Here is a 23,838-nt window from a genome sequence, read left to right on the forward strand (position 1 = left end):
ATGAGGACGCCCAGACATTTTAATATTCTCCTTTACTTTTCAGGTAACTCTAGCATAACTTTAGAAAAATGGTATTACTGCAAAACTTTGGACAATTTCAAGGCTTAAGCATGGGGACGCTTATTCCCCTACGAAAAAGTTGACGACCAGGAACGACAAATATACGAATAAACCGGGTTTATTCGGTCTGCTTGCGTAAGCGAACTAAGTTTTGAGGTCGTAGTCTGAAACCTTGATTTACCAGAAAGCTTATAGTGTGCCTCGGCAAGAGAACCCATCTTACCGATCGCCCTGAAACCTTTATTCTACGGTTGGCCATCAAAAACTGTCCGAAGTGTTGCTGTAGCAAAAGTCACCGATTTCTGCTTTTTTCAACGCGGCTTGGGGGGTCGTTTTAAACCCCCAATCTCAAGACATTCAACCGGCAAATAAGTTAGTAAATTTGGCTTTCAACTTAGTATTGATGTTCAATGCCAAAAGCTTGTGAGGCAAGATATTATATATAGTATCAGCTTGTATCGCTCACAGCAAATATCGTGTTGTGGAAACCCTAGCAATGTTCCTATAAAGCTATCCAAGCGCTCTCAAAAAGGGAGATTTTGAACTTGTCGGTTATGGTGACAAACCCAAATATCAATATTCCTATTTTTTTCTGGCAACACCTTACAGACCTCTAACATGAAATTGCCGCGTCTAGCAACCTGCTAGCTGAACTCAAAAATCAATAAACTTGCAGTGCGATCGCTATATTTGATCGAGCGGTGCTTAACTGCCTGACTCAGGCCGATATTCCCTGCACTTTCTCGACACCTTGCCAAGCAGAGCATCTGCTGCTACAGATAGAGCAGCCCAAGTAGTTTTCGCTTGAAAAAAATATTCTCGCTCTCACTGTACGGGAGAAAAGTAATTGCCAATATTAGTGAGAGTATTGAAACTATATTAACTCTTTATTTCAACAAAAAGACAGATGACAAATTGTCCGGCATTATCAAGCTCTACGGCTTCAATTGCTGTGTTGTCCAGCCGAACTAAATCAAGTTTGGCAAAATATGATTCACAATGCTTGATCGGCGGCGGACAATTGCCGAGTTTTAAACGTAGAGGCAAGAGCATAAAATCAGAGCCTGCTCGTCAGCGGCAAAGGAATTCCCCGGGGATTTGATTTGGCTGCGAATATTTGAGCCGTTCTTGACCGCAAAACCCGGCGGCGAAGGCAGCGGGTTGAGACTGGATATTGTTAAAAAAATTGTGGAAAAACCTTCGGGTAAAATAGAAGTAACATCAGTTCTCGGTCAAAGAACCTTTATTGTGTCAATTTCGATAGCCGTTTAACGCTATCGCACTAAAAATGCTACAGATCCGCGACTAAAAATCCAACTCTAGACCGATGTCAAACCTCGATTGCGGTCAATCGATTTTAAATTTTAGATTTTAGATTTTAGATTGACTTGCGCGAGATAAATGCTCTTTCTTGAGGATTTTCGATTTTCGATTTTCGATTGATTCCACGGATCGATCGCGTGGCGGGTACCACCTTTGAAATTCTTGGTCAGCGTAGCGCGACTGTAAAATCTGAAATCTAAAATAATATTAATAGCTGGTTCCGCCTGCATCTATCCCCTTGATTTGCCCATGTCAACAACAGTTTCTGATACCCACAGCTTGCTAGAACAGGCGATCGACCCCAAACTGCCTGTGCTGCCTCCAGACACACCTTTGAAAGTCGCAATCGCTGCCATGACTCAGGCGAAGGCCAGTTGCATTTTAATCGCGTTTGAGCAGCAACTACTCGGAATTTTTACAGAGCGCGATGTTGTGGAAATAACTGCTAGGGGTATTTCGCTAGCAGGGGTGGCAATTTCTGAGGTAATGACTGAAAACCCGATCGCCCTGAACCTCGATAGAGCGGGGAATATCTTCAAGGTATTGAGCATATTGCGATCGGCAAAAACCCGTCATTTGCCCCTCACAGACGAAAGTGGCAACTTGCTAGGCGCTATCACCTGCGAAAGTATCCGTCAAATCCTGAAACCGGGCGACTTGCTGAAAATGTGGCGCGCCGAAGAAATTATGACCGCAGAAGTAATAGTTACCTCAACCAGCGCCTCAGTTTTAGAAGTCGCAAAACAGATGACAACCCAGCGCAAAAGCTGCATAGTCATTTGCAGTGACAGCGACAACAAAAATCAGAAACCTGTCGGCATAATTACAGAACGCGACATTGTTAAATTCCAAGCTTCTGGACTCGATTTCGCCGGCACTCCTGTCACCGCCGCGATGAGTTTTCCCCTGATACCGTTGCACGTAAAAGCCACATTGTGGCAGGCTCACCAATTAATGCAGCAGCACCGCATCCGGCGCTTGGTGGTGGTGGATGAGGAAGGATATTTAGCCGGTATTGTGACCGAAATTACCCTGCTGCAGGCCTTAGATCCAGTAGAAATGCACGCGAATGTCGAGCTTTTGCAGGAAACAGTTGCCGAAAAAATTCAGGAGTTAAAACAAATGAACGAACACTTGCAAAAAGAAGCGTTTCGGAGAACAGAAGTAGAGGAAAAGTTGCGGATTTTAAATGAAAATTTAGAAGAAAAAATTAAACAGCGAACTTTAGAATTAATTAATGCTAACAGTAAGTTAAAAAAGGAAATACAAGACCGCGCCACCGCTGAAGCTGAAGTCCGTCGCCTCAACACCGAACTCGAACAGCGAGTTTTAGACCGCACGATTCAACTAGAAGCCAGTAACGAAGAATTGCAGCAAGAAATTAGCGACCGCAAATTGATTGAAGAAAAATTGCAGTTTTCTGAAAGCAAACTTCGCGCAGTTTTTGAAGCGATGACAGACATCGTTTTAGTGCTAGATATTCATGGCAACATAGAAGTTTTACCTACAAATGTGGCAGCGTTTTCTGACCCGGATTGCGATATAGTCAGCTTGACCATCGAACATTTTTTTGACGACGACAACCCGGATGATTGGTGGGTGTTAGTTCAGCAAGTATTAGAGACGCAACAAACTCTCAATTTTGACTACAGCTTAACAGTTAGCGGTCGCGAAATTTGGTTTTCCGCTTGCATTTCTTTCTTCTCAAAAGATGCAGTAATTTGGGTTGCCCGCAACATCAGCGCCCGAAAACTAGCAGAGTCAGCGCTGTCCCAAAAAAATGCAGAATTAGCTCATACCCTGCAAGAACTGAAACGCACTCAAAAAGAACTGATTCAGTCAGAAAAAATGGCAGCCCTCGGACAGTTAATTGCCGGAGTTGCTCACGAAATCAATTCTCCTTTAGGGGCGATTCGCTCTTCGGTGCAGAACATCGCCGACTTCTGGACCGAACAATTGCAGCAGTTGCCGATATTTTTCCAACAACTATCCCCGGAACGGCGGCAGGATTTCTTTGCTTTGTTGCACCAGTCAAGCCAAGAAACAGACAGCTTATCTAGTAAAGAAAAACGTCACTTTAAAAAAAATTTGCAGCGTCAATTAGAATCAGAACAAATTGACGACGCCGACAGCCTTGCCTGTACCTTATTAGATATTGGCATTGGCAATAATGTACAACCTTTTTTACCTTTGCTAAAAGACAGAAAAAATCGAAATATTTTACAAATTGCCTACCAATTTGCAACCGTACAAAAAAGCACTAAAAATATTGCTAATGCTACAGATAGGGCAGCCAAAATCGTCTTTGCTTTGAAAAGCTACTCTCGTTACGACCAGTCGGGTTCCAAGACTAGCGCTAATATTACTGACGGCATTGATACTGTTTTAATGCTTTACCACTACCAAATCAAACACGGTGTGGAAGTAGTCAGAAACTATGGTACTGATTTGCCTTCTGTGCTATGCTATCCTGATGAACTAAATCAAGTTTGGACAAATTTGCTTCACAATGCTTTACAAGCGATGGGCAACAAAGGAGTGTTAAAAATTGATGTCAAACACCAAGCGAACGCAATATCAGTCAGTATTACCGACAGTGGCCCCGGCATTCCCCCAGAGATTATGCCGAGAATTTTTGAGCCATTTTTCACAACTAAACCTCCCGGAGAAGGCAGCGGTTTGGGATTGGATATAGTTCATAAAATTATTGAAAAACACCAAGGTGAACTGCAAGTAGAAAGCGTGCCCGGTAAAACCAAATTTACTGTCTCTTTGCCCATCTAAATCCCTAGTTACCCTTAAAAAATGAGGCACAACCTCCGAAATTTAAAATTTAAAAACAGTAAAATTTTATGCCAAAACCAGTAATTTTGTGCGTTGACGATGAAGTTGTCGTCTTAAACAGTTTAAAAATTCAACTTAAAAAAGAATTTGGGGATGCTTACCTGTATGAAGTAGCAGAAAATGCCGATGAAGCTATGGAAATTATCGAGGAAATTCAAGAAGAAGATGAAAGTGATATTTTGGTCATAGTATCTGACTGGTTAATGCCAGGTATTAAAGGAGATGAATTTTTAATTCGGGTTCACCAAAAATATCCCAAGATTGTGAAAGTCATGCTGACCGGGCAAGCCGACGAAGTAGCAATAGCACGGGTGAAAGAGCAAGCAAATTTGCACCGCTGTTTGTACAAGCCGTGGGATCGCAAAGAATTAGTAGAAACTATAAAAAGTGGTTTGGCAAAAATATGAACAATAAACCTGTGATTATTTGCGTGGATGACGAACCGATAATTCTTGAAAGTTTGAAAATAGAGTTAAAAAAAGCCCTGGGAGAAGAACACTTATTAGAAACCGCTGAAGGGGGCGAAGATGCTTTAGAGTTAATTGAGGAATTACTGGCAGAGGGCTGCGAAATTGTGGCAGTGATTTCTGACTATCTAATGCCCAATATCAAAGGGGACGAATTGCTGAAGCAGATACACATAATTTTGCCAAAAACTATCAAAATTATGCTAACGGGGCAAGCAGACCTCGAAGCAGTCGCAAATACTATTAAATATGCTAAATTGTACCGCTACATATCGAAGCCTTGGCAGTCAGAAGATTTGAAGTTGACGGTAAAAGAAGCGGTTAACAGCTATTTTATGGAGAAGCAATTAACGGAACAAAATGTTCAACTCCAAAAGCTGAATCAAGAATTGGAAACTTTAGTAGAGGAGCGGACTGCACAACTACGCTTGTCTGAGGAAAAGTTTGCTAAAGCTTTTCGTTCTTCTCCCAACCCCATTAGTATTACCAGACTTAAAGACAGTCGTTATTTAGAAATTAATGAGGCATTTTGCCAGACAATCGGTTATTCGGCTGCAGAAATTATCGATCGCACGGCGCTTGAATTGAATCTTTGGGAAAGTATACAAGCCCGCGCCGAGCTGTTTAAAATGTTAGAACAAAAAAAAATTGTTTGTAACTACGAATTTAATTTGCGCACTAAAAGTGGGGCACTAAGAACCGGGCTGCTGTCAGCAGAAATCATTGACATTCATGGTGAAACCTGCGTGATTTCTGTGATTCAAGATATTAGCGATCGCAAATTAGCCGAAGAAAAACTCCGAGCTGTAGCAGCTTCTTTAGCAGCAGCGCAAAGAATTGCCCGGGTCGGCAATTGGGAATACGATTTCTCTGCCAACACAAGTACTTGGTCGGAAGAATTATCTCGGATTTTCGGTCTCGATTCAAACCAGGCTGCGCCCACACTAACTGAGTTTCCGCAATACGTGCATCCGGACGATCGACAAAAGTGGCAAACAACGATCGATGCTGCTATTGCTAGTGGGAAATCCTACAGTTTAGAATATCGAATCCTGCGACCTGAAGTGACAATTGCTGCGGATAATTGCCCGTTACAAACAAGTGAATGCGGTTTCATCCGCTACATCGAAGCCAGAGGAGAAGCAATTGTCAACCAACACGGGCAAGTGACAAAACTCTTCACAACGTTGATGGACATTACCCCACGCAAGCTGGCAGAAATAGCCCTAGCAGAGAGCGAAGAAAAATACCGTCATTTAGTTGAAACTTCTCAAGATATTATCTGGTCTTGTGATGCTGAAGGACACATTACTTTTGTGAACCAAGCAGTCAAACAAATCTACGGTTACGACCCTGAAGAAATGATCGGCTGTTCTTTTAGCGATTTTTTAGCGCCAGCACAAATAGACCGGAACTGGGAAATTCAGCACCGCTTGCTGACGGGAGATTCTATATTTCAGTACGAAAGTATAGTATTGGGAAAAGACGGCAGACCGATTGATGTAAATACCAAGGCGATCGCGCGCTTGGACGCTGAAGGAAACATCATCGGCACAACAGGTACAGCTAGCGATATTACCGAGCGCAAACAAGCAGAAATAGCTCTGAAAAAAGCTAAAGAAGAAGCCGACAGAGCCAACAGAGCCAAAAGCGAATTCCTCTCGAATATGAGCCACGAATTGCGAACTCCCCTCAATGCAATTCTCGGTTTCAGCCAACTGCTGACCCGTGACCCAGCTCTCAGTGTAGACCAACAGCAATACTTAGGAATTATTACCCGTAGCGGGGAACATTTGCTCGATCTGATCAACAATATTCTTCAAATGTCAAAAATTGAGGTGGGGCTGGTGACACTTAATAAAAACACCTTTGACTTGCACAAAATGTTAAAAAATACTGAAGATATGCTGAAGCTGCAAGCAGAAAAAAAAGGGTTGCAGTTAATTGTTGATTCCACACCCGACCTACCTCAATATGTAGAAACAGACGAAAGCAAGTTGCGCCAAATATTAATTAATATACTGGGAAATGCTATTAAATTTACTGCTGAAGGTGGTGTTAATTTAAGAATTAAACATGAGCTGTTCAAAAAGCAAGAATGCACAGAGATTCAGCTAAGTGATAATTGCTGTTTGCTATTTGAAGTGGAAGACACGGGTTCGGGAATTTATGCGGAAGAAATGGAAAATTTGTTTAAACCTTTTGCACAAACAGAAAGCGGAAAAAAAACTCAAGAAGGAACCGGTTTAGGCTTGCCGATCAGCAAACAGTTCGTCGAGTTAATGGGAGGAAAAATGACAGTGGCAAGCCGTGTCGGTCGCGGCAGCGTGTTTAGATTTGATGTTAAAGTTTCGCTCCCTAATGCAGTGGACATTCAGGTAGCTCAAACAGCTCGCCGCGTTGTGGGTCTCGAACCAGGACAGCCGGAATACCGAATTTTAGCTGTTGACGATCGCCTGGAAAGTCGCTTGCTGTTAGTCAGAATACTGAAATCCCTCGGCTTTGCTGTGCAGGACGCTGAAAATGGTGTTAAAGCTTTGGAAATGTGGTCGAGTTGGGAACCTCATTTGATTTGGATGGATATGCGGATGCCGGTGATGGACGGTTACGAAGCTACTAAACGGATTAAAGCGCATTTGAAAGGTCAAGCAACGGTGATTATTGCTCTGACGGCAAGTGCTTTTGATGAGGAGCGATCGGTGATTTTGTCTGCAGGTTGCGATGATTTTGTAGCGAAGCCTTTTCGAGAGCAAGTGATTCTGGAAAAGATGGCTAAGTATTTGGGAGTTCGCTATGTTTACGATCGAGAAGCTTCGCTAAGTTCTGATGCTGTGGCGTCCGGCGAGGTTTCCAGGGCAACTGAAACGGCTGATTTGGCTTGTACGCTCAATGCTTCATTTTTTGAAGCTATGCCTGCAGAATGGGTTGATGAATTGTATTCTGCGGCGGATGCGGTTGATAACGAGCGGATTTTTCGGCTGCTGTTGTCGATTCCTCCTATTAATGCTAGTTTTCGCAGCGCGCTCGCCGATTTGGCGAATAACTTCCGGTGCGATCGGATTATTGATTTGATAGAGGAATATAGAAATTATTGAAGGAAGAAGCAAGAAGCAAGAGGGGGCGGGTTTGGGATGATTGATGGTTTAGGTCGATCGACTATTTGTAAACTCGCCGGCGGGCGATCGGCTAATTTACCTGTAGCCAAACTCCCAACCTTGGTAATCATCAGTCTTTCCCAAATCTCAAATGATATAATTTATGTAAATCTCAAATTAGTTGATTGACGAAGTAGTGCTATAATCAGAAGTTAACTGGTTTTCCTAATCTCAGAAATTCTTAATTTAACAAAAAATAGCGCTCGATGACCGGCAATCAAACAGAAGATAATAAAGGCAACATATTAATTGTTGACGACACTCCAGAAAATTTGCAAGTTTTATCAGCAACGCTCTCCGATCGGGGCTACAAAGTCCGGGGCGTAATTAACGGCAAAATGGCAATCAGAGCCGCCCGTTCTGGTTCTCCAGATTTGATTTTGCTCGACATCAAAATGCCGGAAATGGACGGCTATGAAGTCTGCACTCAGCTCAAAAGAGAGCCAAAAACATCAGAAATTCCAGTTATTTTTATCAGCGCTTTAGATGAAGTATTGGACAAAGTAACCGCCTTTAAAGTTGGAGGTGTGGACTATATTACAAAACCGTTTCATGTAGCAGAAGTTTTAGCGCGAATCGAACACCAACTGACTATCCAAAGACTCAAAAAACAATTGATCGATCGCAATACAGAACTCCAACAAGAAATAATAGAACGCAAAAAAGCCGAAGAAGCAGCAGCCGCTGCATCCCTTGCCAAAAGTCAATTCGTTGCCAACATGAGCCACGAATTGCGAACTCCCCTGAACGCTATTCTGGGTTTTAGCGAAGTCATGAGCCGCGACTGTTTCCTGGGCCACGAAAATCTCCAAAATCTCCGAATTATTAACCGCAGCGGTCAACATTTGCTGGAACTAATTAACGATGTTTTAGACTTGTCAAAAATAGAAGCAGGGATCATTGGCTTAGATGAACGCAGCTTTGACCTTTATCAACTCCTCGACACTCTCGAAGAAATGTTTCAGATCAAAGCTGAAACCCAAAAAGTGCAACTGAGATTTTCCGTGCAGGCGAATGTTCCTCAATATATAAAAACAGATGAAAAAAAGCTCCGCGTCTGCTTAATCAACCTGCTGGGAAATGCCATAAAGTTTACTTTCGACGGCGGCAGCATTTGGCTGCGCGTGAGCCTGGCAGACAAGCAGCCGGAACCGGCAGAATCGGAGATTTATCTTAACTCTACCTCTGCCGATGAATGTTTAATGTTGTTTGAAGTTGAAGACACAGGAGTTGGCATAGCAGCACCAGAAATAGATACTTTATTTGATGCTTTCGTGCAAACAGAAGCGGGGAAAAAAGTTGCAGAGGGTACGGGATTGGGTTTGACAATCACTAAAAAATATGTGCAGATAATGGGCGGGGATATTGAGGTAAAAAGTGTTTTAGGTGAGGGAACCTGTTTTCAATTTAATATCAGAGTATGTCCCGCTATTTCGTCTGAAATAACAGTCCCGACATTGCAGCGGGCGATCGGACTAGAAGCAAACCAACCTATTTATCGGATTTTAGTAGTTGACGACAATCAAGAAAATCGGCTGCTGCTGGTTAAAATGTTGAAACCAATTGGTTTTGAAGTCCAAGAAGCGGAAAACGGCTGCCAAGCTGTTGAACTGTGGGAAAGTTGGCAGCCTCATTTAATTTGGCTGGATACGCGAATGCCACTAATGGACGCTTTTGAAGCTGTCAGACAAATTAGAGCTAAAGAGAAAAAAACTCAGCCACGAACTGTAATTATTGCTCTGACTGCTAGCACTTTTGAGGAAACAAAAGCCGAAATTATCGCTGCAGGTTGCGACGATTTTGTGCGGAAACCTTTTCAAGAACTCATCCTCTTTGATAAGATGGCTTGCTACTTGGGAGTGCGCTATATTTATCAAGAGTTCCCCCCACAGGGAGCGGGGACTTTACGCCGTTATTTTGTTAGCGAAAAACCAGATTCATTTTTCCGGAGGCTGCTGGCCGAGATGCCTCACAATTGGGTGCAGGAACTCTACGAAGCAGTTAGTGATGTTAATGAAGAGCTGGCGATTCAAATTGTCGATCGCATCTGGGAAAGTCATCCAACTTTAGCTGAGGCTTTAAAAGATTTGCTTGCTGATTACCGACTCGACAAGATAATGGATTTAACTCAAGCGAGTTTAAAATAAATGGATAATAGCGAAATTAAAGTATTGGTGGTTGATGACCAACCGAGGAATCTGCGGTTCTTATCCAAACTGCTAACAGCCCAGGGGTATCAAGTTTACCGAGCTATTTGCGGTCAACTGGCGTTGAATGCTGCGATTACCCATTGCCCCGATTTAATTTTGCTCGACATTAGAATGCCGGAAATGAACGGTTATGAAGTTTGTCGGAGACTGAAATCGACAGCGGAAACTGAACAAATTCCAGTGATATTTTTAAGCGTCTTAGATGACATTAACGATAAATTACAAGCTTTTAGAGTTGGCGGTGCTGACTATATTTCTAAACCATTTCAAGTAGAAGAAGTTTTAGCGCGCATCGACAAGCAAGTCGGCTTGCAAAAACTGCAACAGCAACTAAAAGAGCAAAACGCTCAACTGCAACAGTCGCAGTCGCTGCTTGCTAGCATATTAAATAGTTCCTTAGACGGTGTGGTGGCTTATTCTGCCGTCCGCAACAGTCAGGGAAAGATTGTGAATTTTCAGTGGCTGTTGATCAACCCTGCCGCCGAAAAAATTTCGGGTCTGCCATTAAAAGAGATAGTTGGCAAGAATTTATTGGCTGAAATTTCAGAACTTCGCAAAAACGGGTTATTTGATTTGTATGTTTCTGTAGTAGAAACAGGAGCAACTGTAGACCAAGAATTTTATTACGAACACGATGGAGATACAAGTGGTTGGCTGCACATTGTTGCGGTCAAATTAAACGATGGTGTGGCAGTAACTTTTCGCAACATCACCGATCGCAAACTAGCAGAAATTGCCCTGCGAGAAAGCGAAGAACGCTTCCGCGCGATATTCGAGCAAGCGGCAGTCGGCATAGCTAAAACCGGGCTTGGCGGTCAATTTATGCGTGTAAATCCCGGCTTTTGTCAAATAGTCCGCTATGCAGAATCGGAATTGTTACAGCAAAATTTCCAGGCAATTACTCAGCCGGATGACATCGAAGCTGACAGAGAAAACCTGCGCTTGCTGTTATCCGGGGAGATTCAAACTTTTTCTAGGGAAAAACGTTTGATCTGCAAAGATGGGGAAGTGCGCTGGGCAAATGTTACTGTTTCGGCAATGCGCGATGCCGAGGGGACGCCGCAGTATTTGATTTGTGCGATCCAGGATATTTCCGAACGCAAGCTGGTACAAGAACTGCTGCAAGCGAGTTTAGACACTCAAACCCGTTACGCTCAAGAATTAACTCGTTCTAATGCCGAACTAGAACAGTTTGCCTACGTGGCTTCTCACGATTTGCAAGCGCCTTTGCTCACGATTTCCAGCTACGCTCAAATATTAGAAAAACGCTATCACAACCAACTTGATGCCCAAGGGAATAATTTTATCCGCAATATTGTTAATTCTTGCGGGCGGATGCAGGCACTGATTGATGACTTGCTGGAGTATTCGCGGGTCGGCCGCAGTCAGAAACCTTTTGAGCTGATAGATTGCAATCGGGTTTTTGAGGATGCTTGTGCTAATTTACAGTTGGCTATCCGGGAAAATCAAGCTTCTGTTACTAGGGGGGATTTGCCAAGGGTAAGAGGTGATAGTTTTCAACTGCTGCAACTGTTTCAAAATTTAATTGGCAATGCCATTAAGTACCGCAGCAGCGATGCGCCGGTGGTGCAGGTGGGCGCTTCGCGTCAGGGCGATAACTGGGTGTTTTCGGTGCAGGACAACGGTATTGGCATTGCCGAACAGTACCATCCGCGAATTTTTCAGCTTTTTCAGCGCTTGCACACCCAAAAAGAGTATTCGGGAACCGGTATCGGTTTAGCGATTTGTCAAAAAATTGTCGATCGGCACGGCGGTCGCCTTTGGGTAGAATCACAACCCCATCGAGGCTCGACTTTTTATTTTTCTATTCTCGAACAAAAGTGAAGTCAGCAGTCCGCCTGCAGAAGTCAGCAGTCATTTATACCATTTGAGATTAAAGAATTGAAGAACTGGGAATGATTGATGACTACTAGGGTTTGAAGCTTGCCTAAAGTTGCATTCTTTTTTGAAAATGTTTTACTTAAGCTTTAAATATCTTTATCTTTTCTTTACACAACGGTGCAGAAACTGTAGCATATTCACTGATGACATACATCTAAAAATCTATCACTATAAATCTATTAGCTCGATCCTCATACAACTTAAAAATCAGCGGTGCCCGTAAGACTTGTCAGTTTCTTTCAACTTTATCCAGAGCATCTTGCTTTGGGATTCAGTAGTTTCCCTAGTAGTTCGCGGACAATAATTTGTGATGTCTTTGCAGTTGGCAGGTTCTCGGACAGACTGCTAATTGAAACAAGCATGAGTGCAAAACTTTTGCGAATCAAGCAAAACGGGAAATTGCTGCAACACAAATTTATTGTTCTCAGCCATATTTGCCGGATGATGGCAACCTATGATTTGCAGGCGCTCAGACACCGATCCAAGTCCCGCCACCTCAGAAAATCTGTTGGTCGTGAGGCAAAGCCGTGAATTATAAAAAGAAAAATTTTACTCTTTTAATAGCCAACGATGACGAGGACACGCGATTTTTGGTGAAGGAAGCAATGCGAGAAGTTCGATTAGCCATCAGGAGCGAATTTGTGGAAAATGGAGAACAAGTGCTAGACTATTTGTATCGTCGCGGTCAATATACTGGTAGGAGAAATTGGCATCGGCCCGACTTGATACTTTTGGATCTGAATATGCCGCGGCTTGACGGGCGAGAAACACTAATTTCGATCAGATCTGACCCCGACTTACAACAAATTCCGGTTGTGATTTTAACAACTTCGCACCGCAGCGGAGATATATTGCTTTGCTACCGCTTGGGTGCTAATTCTTTCATATCCAAACCAGTCACTTTTGAAGGATTGGTGGAAGTAATGAAGACTTTATGTCAGTATTGGTTTGAAATAGTTTCTCTCCCGCCGGAGCAGTAAGCTTTAATTCTGGGCTAGATCGATAGTTTGAGTGTAGAGCGAATTTGATAAACCAACATATTGGCCCGATCGCAAGTATCGATCTCAAAACTAAAAAGTTTCCTTCAACCCGCTTCCAACGCTATAGTTGTGTTAACACGTAACCAATCTCTGAAGATTTTGTTGATTGAGGAAGACCTCGCAGATTCGATGCTGATCCAAGACCTTTTAGGCTCATTCTGCGAATCTCTGTTTCGCCTCCAAACTGTTAAATCTGTGGAGACAGGACTCGGGTGTCTGGAAGCAGAAAACTTTGACGCCATACTATTAGATTTGTCAGTGTCAGACAGCTTGGAGGGAAGGGAGGCGATCTCCGTCTTGAAAGCCCGATCGCCCACAGTGCCAATTGTGGTGCTGACAGATATCAACGATGAAAATACGGCCCTGTCGGTATTGCGATCGGGCGCTCAAGATTGTTTGGTAAAGGGAAGATTTCACAGAACTCTGCTGGTGCGGGCAATCCATTACGCGATCGAACGCCAGCAAATCGAAGAACAATTGCGGCAGCAGGCCCTCCGAGAGCGGCTGTTGGGCAAAATGATCGAACATATTCGATCCTCAATAGACACGGCAAGCATTCTCCAAAGTACAGTCGCAGAAGTGCGCCAATTTCTCAAAACAGACCGCGTTTTAATTTATTGCTGTCAGGATGGGGCGTCTCAATTCGACGGGGAAGAGCAAAAAGGTGCGATCGTCGCAGGTGACGGTTTGCCATTGGGTTATGTTGAAAACCAAAATATTAGTGCTGCTTTGGCGGTGTCATGCTTTGTTTTGGTCGAATCCCAGTCGGTACAAGCAATAGCAGATGTCAGCGCTGTGGACTTGGCTGGCAGTTGCAAAGAATTGCTGGCAGATTGTGAAATGACAGCAGTTGTAAGCGTTCCAATTTGGCAATCTGGCGACTGGGAAACGGTAAACCAAAGATTAGAAAACACTGTTTGGGAAGAAGAAACAACAGAAGATGCAGCCGAAAGTTATATCTGGCAGTCGGCGGCGATCGGTAAACCGCAGGTGCAGGTTTCAAGTGCGCCGGATTCGATCGCAGAAAATGGCAATAGTTTGTGGGGAATGCTGACAGCATACAATTGCAGCGGTGTCAGGGAATGGCAGCAGTGGGAAATAGATTTTTTACAGGACTTAGCAAATCAAGTGGCGATCGCGATCGCGCAATCTCAACTTTACCGCCAGCTAGCAATAGCCAATCAAAAATTGCAGCAACTGGCAACTACAGACGGACTGACGGGCATTGCCAACCGCCGCCACTTCGATCGGGTTTTGATGTTAGAGTGGCGGCGGTTGGCAAGAGAGGAACTGCCGCTGTCTTTAATGATCTTTGACATCGACTGTTTTAAACTTTACAACGAGTTTTACGGTCACCTCGGCGGCGACGATTGTTTGCGCCAAGTTGCCGCGGCGATCGCCAAAGCTGTCAAGGGGGCTGGGGATCTGGCAGCCCGCTACGGCGGCGAAGAATTTGCCGTAGTGCTGCCCAACACTAACGCCGAAGGGGCAAACGCTGTCGCCCAGAAAATTTGCGACGGTATCGCCAGCTTAAAACTGCCCCACGCGCGATCGTCGATCTGCCCCTACGTTACCCTCAGTTGCGGCATTGCTACGGCGATTCCTTCTGGCGGCGAATCTCGCAACACCCTAATTCGGAATGCTGACAGCGCCCTTTATCAAGCCAAAACCGAAGGCAAAAATCGCATTTGTCACGCCAGCAGCAAATCGGAATCTTCCCCGCTTTTTATCTAAACTTTGAAAGTAATTGGTAATTAATAATATCATGTCTGCGGTCACTACAAACGTTATAATACTTATTTTGCCAGACACGAGATCGACTGATAACTCACAAGTTTTCTTCTGCTTGCAATTGGCGGATTGGTATTTCGATGACAAACTCCGTACCGATGCCTAATTCTGAATTGCACAGCAATTTTCCTTGATGTTTTTTAACGACAATTTCGTAACTAATAGCCAATCCCAATCCCGTTCCTTTGCCGACGGGCTTCGTGGTAAAAAACGGGTCGAACAAGCGCTGCTGCATGGACTCGGGAATGCCGGTACCGCTGTCGGCGATCGCAATTTTCACCCGTTCGCCTTCCACAACTTCCGTGCGAATCTTAATTGTAGGAACTGGGGAGCTATCGCCGGCAGCTTGGAAACTTCTTTCCTTTTCTTCTACAGCATCGATCGCATTAATCAACAAATTCATAAACACCTGGTTCAATTGACCCGAGTAACATTCAACTTGCGGTAAATTGCCGTACTCTTTAATTAGTGAAATAGCGGGTTTATTTCCTTGCGGCTTCAAACGGTGAGCAATAATCATCAAAGTGCTGTCAATTCCTTCGTGCAAATTCACAGCCTTAAAAGCTGCTTCGTCCAGACGCGAAAAAGTCCGCAAACACTTGACAATCTCCTGAATGCGATCGGCTCCAACTGCCATTGAATCCAGCAGGTTCGGCAAATCTTCTTCGATAAACTCTAACTCTATGTCCTCAAGTTCTGCCTGAATTTCTGCCGTGGGTTCTGGGTACGCTGCGCGGTAAAGTTCGAGAAGGCTCAACAAATCATTTGTGTAATCTTTGGCATAGCTGATATTGCCAAAGATAAAGCTGACAGGATTGTTAATTTCGTGAGCAACTCCCGCAACTAATTGACCCAAAGAAGACATTTTTTCGCTTTGCACGAGCTGCGCTTGAGTATGGGTAAGTGCGTGATAAGCTATTTCTAATTGCGCTGCTTGTTCTCTGAGTTGCGCTTCCGATTCTCGCAGGGCTAATTCTGCTGCGGTTCGTTCCGTAACATCGACACCGATTCCCCAAAAATCCCACCCTGGAACGGAAAAATCAGCAGAAACATTCGACCAAGCAATTGTTTTGATGCTGCCGTCAGCCGCCTGAATTTCTACTTCTAAATCTCGAAAGTTATGACCGAACTCTACAACTTTTCTAAAGATTTTTTGACGGTAGTTAACATCAGGCATAAGCAGTTGTATTGCTTGCTGGTTGCCGACAAGTTCTTCGGTGCTGTAACCCAGGACTCGTTCAGATTCTCGGTTCCAGACTATGATATTGCGATCGGCATCAACAGCGCTCAGCATTACTGGCATATTTTCGAGAATTAGGCGCAGCTTTGCTTCGCTTTGTCTCAGAGCTTCTTCAACCCGCGCCCTCTCTGTAATGTCAATGGAAACAGCAATTAATCCTGCAACTTTTCCTTTTTCATCTAATATTGGTGTCGCGCGATTTTCATGAATGTGACCTTTGAGTTCAGAAGACCAAATTTTTTCCTCGCCTGCTAAGATAAAGTTAATATTTTCAATAATTTCGGGATAATCTTTGTAGCATTCGTACACTGATAAGCCAACTAATTGTCCGGGCTTAAGTCCTAAAGGTTCTAAGCCTTTTCCTTCAGAAAGCGTAAATATGCCGTAGCGGTCAATGCAGTATAAAACTATGGGTGCATTGTTGACAACGGCGCGGAGGCGTTTTTGGCTGACTTGCAGTTCCAATTCTGCTTGTTTGCGCTCGGTAATATCGATCGCAGCTCCGAATAATTTTACGACTTTGCCTTGCTGGTTTTGCAAGACTTGCCCCCAACCGATCAGATATCTCATTTCTCCGTTGGAACGGTAAATGCGGTGGTCAACTTCGTAGGGTTGGCGGCACGCGATCGCTTGCTTTATAGTTTTTTGAAAGCGTTTTCTATCGTTGGGATGAAGTTTTTGCAAAAAATCTGCATAACTTGGTGTTGGCTCTTCTGGTTGTAAAGCAAAAATTCTTTTCAATTCATCCGACCAAGTAATCTCGCCAGTAATGAGGTCGAATTCCCAGTTACCGATATGAGCAATTCTTTGATTTTCTTCGAGTTTTCGCTGGTATTCTAATAGTTGGTCTGCGGCTTTTTTGCGCTCGGTAACTTCTTTGGAGTTGCCGATAATTCGATAGATTCTGCCTGCTTCGTCCCGCAGCGGAGTTAGGGTAACTAGCCACCAAGTCTCTGCTCCTTGGAACTGCAAGCATTGTTCGGAAGTAACGGAATTTTGCGATCGGGCGCAACTGATATAAGTTTGTCGCAGCATGGTTCCGACTTCCTCGCCAAATACAGCTTCGGGAGTTTTGCCACACCACTCGCTATCGTCCCCGATGCCCAGAATTCGCTTGCCTAGAGGGTTCAAACCGGCATATCGAAATTCGCCGTCAGTGTCTGCATCGATCGCAAAAATTATTTGGTCAATACCGTCATAAATACTCCGCAAAAATTGTTCTTGAGAGCGGAGTTGTTCTTGTACTTTTTTGCGATCGCTAATGTCTCGAATAGAACCGGCAAATCTCAGCGGCGCGCCACTCTCGTCCCAAATTGCTTGTCCGCGAGCTGCTACCCAAATGTATTCGCCACTTTTTTTTTGCATCCGATATTCTATATCTTTGAAAGGGATTCTTTGTTCTAAGTGAGCGGATATTGCTGCAAATACCCGCTCGATATCTTCTGGATGAGTTCGCGCTATCCAGCTAGCTAAAACATTTTCAAACTCGCTGCTTTCATAACCGAGCAATTCTTTAAACCGGGGCGACCAATACACCGGATTTTGCGGGTTAAACACGTCCTCTGAAACAATCAGCGCATCCCAAATGCCGTCAAAAGAAGCCCTGACTGCTAAGTCAAATCGATTTAAGTTCGCTTCTAGAAGTTTATGTGATTGTTGCAGGGCGATTTCGGCTGTTTTGCGATCGCTGATATCTGTCGCCGTGCCGATAAATCCTTGAAATTCACCTGCTGGCGTCAATTTAGGAACTGCTGTCTCCTCGATCCACCGATACTCCCCGTCAGCTCTTTTTAGCCGATATTCTCGCTTAAATTTAGAGTTTAAATTCCAAGCATTCCGATACATTTGTTCCCAAGAGTCTAAATCGTCAGGATGAATGTTTGCCGTCCAACCCTCAGCAGAAATTTGTTCTTCAGTCAGCCCAGTAAATTCTGCCCACTGAAAATTAAAGTAAGTGCAACCGCTCTCTGCATCTGCAATCCACAGCATTACTGGGATGCGATCTGCCCAGTCGCGCCAGCAATTTTCGGTCGCACCGGAGAAAGTGGCGATCGGCGCTTGTTTGGGCTCTTGAGTTTCACTTGTAGAACGGGTCATAAATTTACAAATCGTAAGTTGACAGTTGCTATTTTTATTGTTATTATACGTCGCACTTAACTATCAAAAAATCTCAGCTTTTCCCAACTAATATATCAAGGTGAGATTGATTTATGCAAGCGTGACATAAATCGCGCAGAATAAACGCAGCACCGCGCACATAAATAGCCTCGTGCAAGCACCACAAAACTTGTTTGCAATGGCTCAATATAGAGTGCGCGATGAGTACATGAAACGCCGATGAATATTGATAAAAATCTCTGATTTTATCTGGTGGTTGCGGCGCACCCTAGGGGTCATGGATTGCTCTTAACTTTCTTGCCAATTACCAATTACCCCTTACCAAGTGCTAATTTATATAGCAATCCTTGCAGGAGTCGTAATTTTTTTACCCCACCCCAACCGCAAGAAATTCACAAATGATGCGAGGATTGCTATAGCATAAAAAAATAATAGAACTGGCGGTCCGTGTTCCAAATCACGATCATCATCAGTCATTCCGAATCGACAATCGAAAATCGAAAACGGTATTATCCCCCCAAATTTGAGTTCGTACCAGTTAAATTGGACCGCACTGGAATTTCAATCAAAAACTCCGCTCCCTCTCCGGGTGTCGAAATACAGCTCAATCGTCCGCCGTGCCGATCGACTATAATCGAGTGAGAAATCGACAGTCCCAAACCCGTGCCCTTGCCCACAGGTTTAGTCGTGAAAAACGGGTCAAACAGCCTCGATAGCACCTGCTCCGGTATCCCCCGCCCGTTGTCCGCAATAGATACCGTTACGAAACCCGCAGCAGCCTGATAACTGCGAATAACTATCGTGCTGGGATGTCGAGCGCACTCCTCGATCGGACGCTGCTTGTCCCGTTCTTCCAAAGCATCGATCGCATTAATCAAAATATTCATAAATACCTGATTCAACTCGCCGGGAAAACATTCAATTTGAGGTAATAGTTGGTAATCTTTAACTATCTTAATCCCCGGATGGCTGCTGTGAGATTTTAACCGATTTTGCAAAATCATCAAAGTGCTATCAATTCCCTCGTGAATGTTGACCGATTTGCCAGCGGACTCGTCCAAGCGGGAAAAGTTGCGCAATGATTTCACTATCTCGACAATTCGCTCGGTTCCGACTTGCATCGAATTAAACAATTTCGGGAAATCCTCAGCAATATAATCCAAGTCTATTTCATTAATTTTATCCAAGACTTGGGCCGGAGGATGAGGGCAGTAATGCTGGTAAACTTTAATCAATTCCAGCAAATCTAAAGTGTAATTGCGAGCCGGACTGAGATTGCCGTGAATAAAGCTGACGGGGTTATTAATTTCGTGAGCGACACCAGCAACTAAGTGACCCAAACTCACCATTTTTTCATTCTGAACAAGCTGAGCTTGAGTGGTTCTGAGTTTGTTAATAGCTGCTTCTAACTCTAGCGCTTTTGAACGTTCTCGGGCTTCCGATTCCTGCAAAGCTGACTCGGCTTGTTTGCGATCGGCAATTTCAATTTGTGCTTGCTCAAACAGCATCGATTGCTGGATCGCGATCGCCAACTGCACGCTAATTTGTTTGAGACACTCGACCTCAATTTCTAGCCAGCGACGGGGGCCCGCGCACTCGTGGGCAATCAATAACCCCCACAACTTCTCCCCTTGCAAAATCGGCACTACCAAATTAGCTCGTACCTGAAATTGACTTAATAAATTAATGTAGCACTGGGAAAGACCGGCTTTGTAAATATCATCTACAGCTACAGTGCGACCCTGTTCGCAAGCAGAAGCATAGCGGTTTTCAAACCAGGAATCATTAATAGTTATTCCCCCAACTGACAGCAAATTTTTGCCCACCGACTCGACAGTTACAAAACCGCTCCAATCGGGATTAAATCGATAAATAATTGTCCGGTCTGTTTGCAAAAATTGCCGTACTTCAGCAACAGCTTTGGTCAAGATTTCTTTTAAGTTGAGAGAAGAGCGAATACGTTCCAGCATCCCTACCACCAGACGTTCTCGCTTTAATTGCTGGCGCAAGATAGCCTCGGCAAGTTTGCGAGCGCTAATATCTTCAATCACAGCAATTACATAGTTCGCTTCCCCAAACGCATCCCGCACTAAAGATACAGTCATATTAGTCCAAACAAATGAACCGTCTTTGCGAATAAAGCGTTTCTCAATTGAATAATTCAAAATTTCCCCAGCTAACAGCCTGTCGCGCGACTCGACATCTGCTGCGACATCTTCCGGGTGAGAAATATCCCCAATATTTCGCGTTTTTAGTTCCAATTGTGAGTATCCGACAATATTGCAAAAGCCTTGATTTGCATTCAAAAATTGACCGTCGCGCCACACTTTAACAATGCCGATCGCCGCTTGTTCAAATACAGCTCGAAATCGATGTTCGCTTTCTTGCAAAGCAATTTCTGCTTTTTTGCGAGTGGTAATGTCCATTGCCGTGCCAAACAGCCGCACCACCTGACCCAACTCATTTTTAACAGCTTGTCCTTTACCGTTAACGTGCCTGATTTCTCCTGATGGAAAATAGATGCGGTGGTCGATATCGTAAGCTGTCCCTTCAGTCACTACCTGTTGCACAACTTCTCTAAATCTTTCTTTGTCATCGGGATGAATTTGCTCAAACAGTTCTTCCATTGTCGGCGGTCGGTTCAATTTTCGACCGTAAACTCGAAACATTTCCTCAGACCAAGTAATAATTTCTGCCTCAATATCGAATTCCCAATTGCCGATGCGGGCAATTTTTTGCGCTTCTTGCAACTGGTCGGCAAGTTGTTGCAGAGATGCGATCAACTGAGTTTTTTCGGCTTCTGCTGCAACGCGGGCGCTGATATCTTTGTGAGTGCCTGTCATCCGCAACGGCCCACCCCATTCGTCGTATTCGACTACCTTGCCCATCGCCATAATCCACTGCCAATTTCCCGCTTTGTTGAGCAGCCGAAATTCAACTTCATAGATATCGGCGCTACCTTCCCAATAGGAATTTAAAGATTCGATTACCTTCGGTCGGTCTTCGGGATGCAGCAAACTTTCCAAACCTTGGAGGTGATTTTCAATTTCAGTTTCTGCGTAACCTAGCATTGATTTCCAATGCGGGTCAAAATAAGTTTCGCCCGTAGCTATATTCCAATCCCACAGCCCCAAAGAGCTGCCTGAAACCGCCAACAGCAAACGCTCTTGACTGAGTTTCAATGCCGATTCGGCGCGTTTTAGTTCTGTGAGGTCGGCAATTATCGCCATCATTCCTATTGGTTGATTGGCGCTATCTTTAATGCAGTCAGCTCGCAATTGAGTTTCTTGAATTTTGCCATTTTTAGCCTTGAGTTCAATTTCACTGCTCCAGGATAAACCTTTCCGCAGCACCCTAAATAACTTTCTCAAATCTTGAGATTTGGCGTACATTACTGCTGGGCCGCCGGCATTATTTAGTTCATCAACTGTATAGCCGTAGCGCTGAATAAATGCTTGATTGTGATAAATTGAACAGCCGTCCAAATCTGCGATCGCGATCGCATCGCTAGCGCTGTTTACAGCTTGAGTTACCAGGCACACAGTCAGTTCGGCTTGTTTGCGATCGGTAATATCAAAAATCGCTCCGTCGAGCCACAGAACCAACCCTTCTAGATTGTAAGTCGGCCTACCTCTTTCCGACATCCACCGCACCGCGCCGTCAGCGCGAACAATCCGGTATTCTAGATGGTACGGCTGTTTCGACTCTACTGCTGCGTTGACTTCTCGATAGACCATTTCAGTATCTGCCTCATGGATGATGCTGGCAAAACTCAAGCGGTTGTTGCGAATAAAATCCTCAGCAGGATAGCCGCTAATTGCCTCAATTTCATCGCTAATAAATACCATCGTCCACTCAGCGTCACACAGGCAACGATAGATAGCGCCGGGGATATTCTCAACCAGCGATCGAAATCTTGCTTCGCTCTCCCGCAAAGCTGCCTCTGTCTGTTTTAAATTAGTAATATCCAGCACCATACCTTCCCAAACTATATCCCCTTCCTGCCCTATTTCAGTAGGACAATCAGCTCGTTCCGGTCTCGCAACTCCTTGCATCCACTTAAATTTTCCCGACGGCACAATCGCGCGCCATTCCTGCTGCCAGGGCTGCATATTTGCCGCAGAAACAGCCAGGGATTCTTCAAATTTTCGGCGGTCGTCTGGATGAATACAACTAAAAATAAGTTCGGGATTCTGCTGAATTTTTTCTGGTTCTAATTCATATAAATCCCGACTGCCAGAAGAAATGTAAGGAAAAGATTTTTTACCGTCCGTTGAGAGCCTAAATTGATAAAATATTCCAGGCAAATTGGCAGCAAGTTGTCCCAGTCTAGCTTCGCTTTCTTGCAGGGCTAACTGTTTGCGCCTATCCAGAGTGATATCTCTAATTATACCCACGAGAATTTTACGGCCGTCGGTATTTTCAAAGACGGTTTTTTTTGTAGACAGAATGTGCTTTGCACCGCTGGCGTCCGTAAATATTTCCTCGCTCGCGTTTTCTTCCCCCGTCCTAAACACTTGTTGGTCATTCTGCCAAAAAATTTCAGCTTCTTGTTTAGGGAAAAAGTCGTAATCCGATTTGCCCAGCAGTTCCTCGCGCTGCTTGCCGATTAGCTTGCAAAAAGCATTATTTAACAGTATCGATCGGTGCTGTTCGTCCTTGACAAAAATTGGGTCGGCAACTGCATCGATCGTATAATTCAAAAACTTTTTACTAGCTTCTAGTTCTGAAAGTGCTAAAATTTTATCTGTAATATCGTTGATAGTTCCTGTCGTCCCCTGCACCGCGCCGTTCCCGCCAAACATCAAAAATTCTTGCACTTCCACCCAGCGAACTTCGCCATTTTTGGTAAGATATCGAATTTGATAGCAGCAGGATGTTTCTTGATGTTTTCCCCGACCTCTAAACAAATTTAAGTATTGGTATCGATCCTCAGAATGAATGTAACTCAAACAAGAAGTTCCTAAGCCTTCATCAACGGTAAATCCGGTAATTTCCGTCCAAGCCGGATTGAGAAATGTCCAATTACCAGTAATATTTGTTTCAAAAACTACTGCTTTGATATTGTCAACAACCTGCTGGTATTTTTCTTGACTTTTTTGCCATTCTGCTTGCCGTTTATGGCGGACGATCGCGCACCTGAGCGTCCGCAACAGCAGCCGGCTGTCTACTTGTCTTTTCACCAGATAATCTTGAGCACCTGCCGCAATTAACTGGACGGCCAGTTCTTCGTCATCGGCGGCTGTCAGAATGACGATCGGAATATTTATTCCCCAATCTTGCAGCCGGAAAAGAGTATTAAATTTTGGGCTGTCAGGAAGTGAAATGTCTAATAAAATTACATCAAAAATTTCGCCACATAAAATTTCTCTCGCTTCCTGCAGGCAAACTACATTCGTCAACTCAATTGATTGTCCTAGTCGGCCCTCTGACAGCAGTTCTTGAATGAGTTCTGCATCTTCTGGACAGTCCTCTACTAAAAGAACTTTTAAGCAAGCAGGCGTTAAAGTTGACTCAAAAACAGATGTCATACCATTTTAGATTTTAGATTTTAGATTTTAGATTTTAGATTTTAGATTGGGAATGACTGATGACTATCGCGGTTTGGCGGTTGCATAAAGTAGCATTTTTTTACTGGTATCCTTATGCTATTTTTTAGTAATAAAAAAATCATCAGCGGAGGGAGTT

General features: G+C 44.1%; 12 protein-coding genes. 10 read left to right on the forward strand and 2 right to left on the reverse strand.

Translation table 11 applies throughout. From position 1 onward, the window contains the following. Window positions 1-1,158 precede the first annotated feature (1,158 nt). The 10 genes from QUA80_RS12320 to QUA80_RS12365 all read left to right on the forward strand — a co-directional run bounded on the left by QUA80_RS12320 (window position 1,159) and on the right by QUA80_RS12365 (window position 14,735). Window positions 1,159-1,332 carry an ATP-binding protein gene (locus QUA80_RS12320; RefSeq protein ID WP_333424803.1) on the forward strand — a complete coding sequence of 58 codons (174 nt, stop codon included), beginning with the start codon at window positions 1,159-1,161 and terminating at the stop codon, window positions 1,330-1,332. 300 nt (window positions 1,333-1,632) lie between these two features. Next, window positions 1,633-4,167 carry a CBS domain-containing protein gene (locus tag QUA80_RS12325; RefSeq protein WP_333424805.1) on the forward strand — a complete coding sequence of 845 codons (2,535 nt, stop codon included), beginning with the start codon at window positions 1,633-1,635 and terminating at the stop codon, window positions 4,165-4,167. Between the two features lie 68 nt (window positions 4,168-4,235). Beyond that, the gene (locus tag QUA80_RS12330) at window positions 4,236-4,634 is read left to right on the forward strand and encodes a response regulator (protein ID WP_333235853.1); all 399 of its coding nucleotides are present in this window, start codon (window positions 4,236-4,238) and stop codon (window positions 4,632-4,634) included. Then, window positions 4,631-7,789, forward strand: coding sequence for a PAS domain S-box protein (locus QUA80_RS12335; protein WP_333424807.1), 3,159 nt, complete (start codon window positions 4,631-4,633; stop codon window positions 7,787-7,789). Before QUA80_RS12330 ends, QUA80_RS12335 begins: the two co-directional genes overlap by 4 nt. Window positions 7,790-7,825: 36 nt before the next feature. Then, window positions 7,826-7,978, forward strand: coding sequence for a hypothetical protein (locus QUA80_RS12340; RefSeq protein WP_333424809.1), 153 nt, complete (start codon window positions 7,826-7,828; stop codon window positions 7,976-7,978). Between the two features lie 77 nt (window positions 7,979-8,055). Then, the gene (locus QUA80_RS12345; RefSeq protein ID WP_333424811.1) at window positions 8,056-9,996 is read left to right on the forward strand and encodes a response regulator; all 1,941 of its coding nucleotides are present in this window, start codon (window positions 8,056-8,058) and stop codon (window positions 9,994-9,996) included. Next, on the forward strand, window positions 9,997-11,904 hold the full coding sequence (locus QUA80_RS12350) for a PAS domain S-box protein (RefSeq protein ID WP_333424813.1): 1,908 nt from the start codon (window positions 9,997-9,999) through the stop codon (window positions 11,902-11,904). It abuts the gene before it with no gap. 417 nt (window positions 11,905-12,321) lie between these two features. Then, a complete protein-coding gene (locus QUA80_RS12355) occupies window positions 12,322-12,492 on the forward strand; it encodes a hypothetical protein (protein ID WP_333424815.1) in 171 nt (56 codons plus the stop codon). Next, entirely contained in the window at window positions 12,489-12,941 is a 453-nt protein-coding gene (locus QUA80_RS12360) for a response regulator (protein WP_333424817.1), read from the forward strand. The genes QUA80_RS12355 and QUA80_RS12360 overlap by 4 nt, the downstream gene beginning before the upstream one ends. 129 nt (window positions 12,942-13,070) lie before the next feature. Further along, window positions 13,071-14,735 carry a diguanylate cyclase domain-containing protein gene (locus QUA80_RS12365; RefSeq protein WP_333424819.1) on the forward strand — a complete coding sequence of 555 codons (1,665 nt, stop codon included), beginning with the start codon at window positions 13,071-13,073 and terminating at the stop codon, window positions 14,733-14,735. Between the two features lie 94 nt (window positions 14,736-14,829). Here the strand turns inward: QUA80_RS12365 and QUA80_RS12370 are convergent, their stop codons facing one another. After that, window positions 14,830-18,129 carry a PAS domain S-box protein gene (locus tag QUA80_RS12370; RefSeq protein ID WP_333424821.1) on the reverse strand — a complete coding sequence of 1,100 codons (3,300 nt, stop codon included), beginning with the start codon at window positions 18,127-18,129 and terminating at the stop codon, window positions 14,830-14,832. Between the two features lie 530 nt (window positions 18,130-18,659). Further along, window positions 18,660-23,681, reverse strand: coding sequence for a PAS domain S-box protein (locus QUA80_RS12375; RefSeq protein WP_333424822.1), 5,022 nt, complete (start codon window positions 23,679-23,681; stop codon window positions 18,660-18,662). Window positions 23,682-23,838: the final 157 nt, after the last annotated feature.

The organism is Microcoleus sp. F4-D5, from assembly GCF_036704885.1.
Taxonomy (GTDB): domain Bacteria; phylum Cyanobacteriota; class Cyanobacteriia; order Cyanobacteriales; family Microcoleaceae; genus Microcoleus.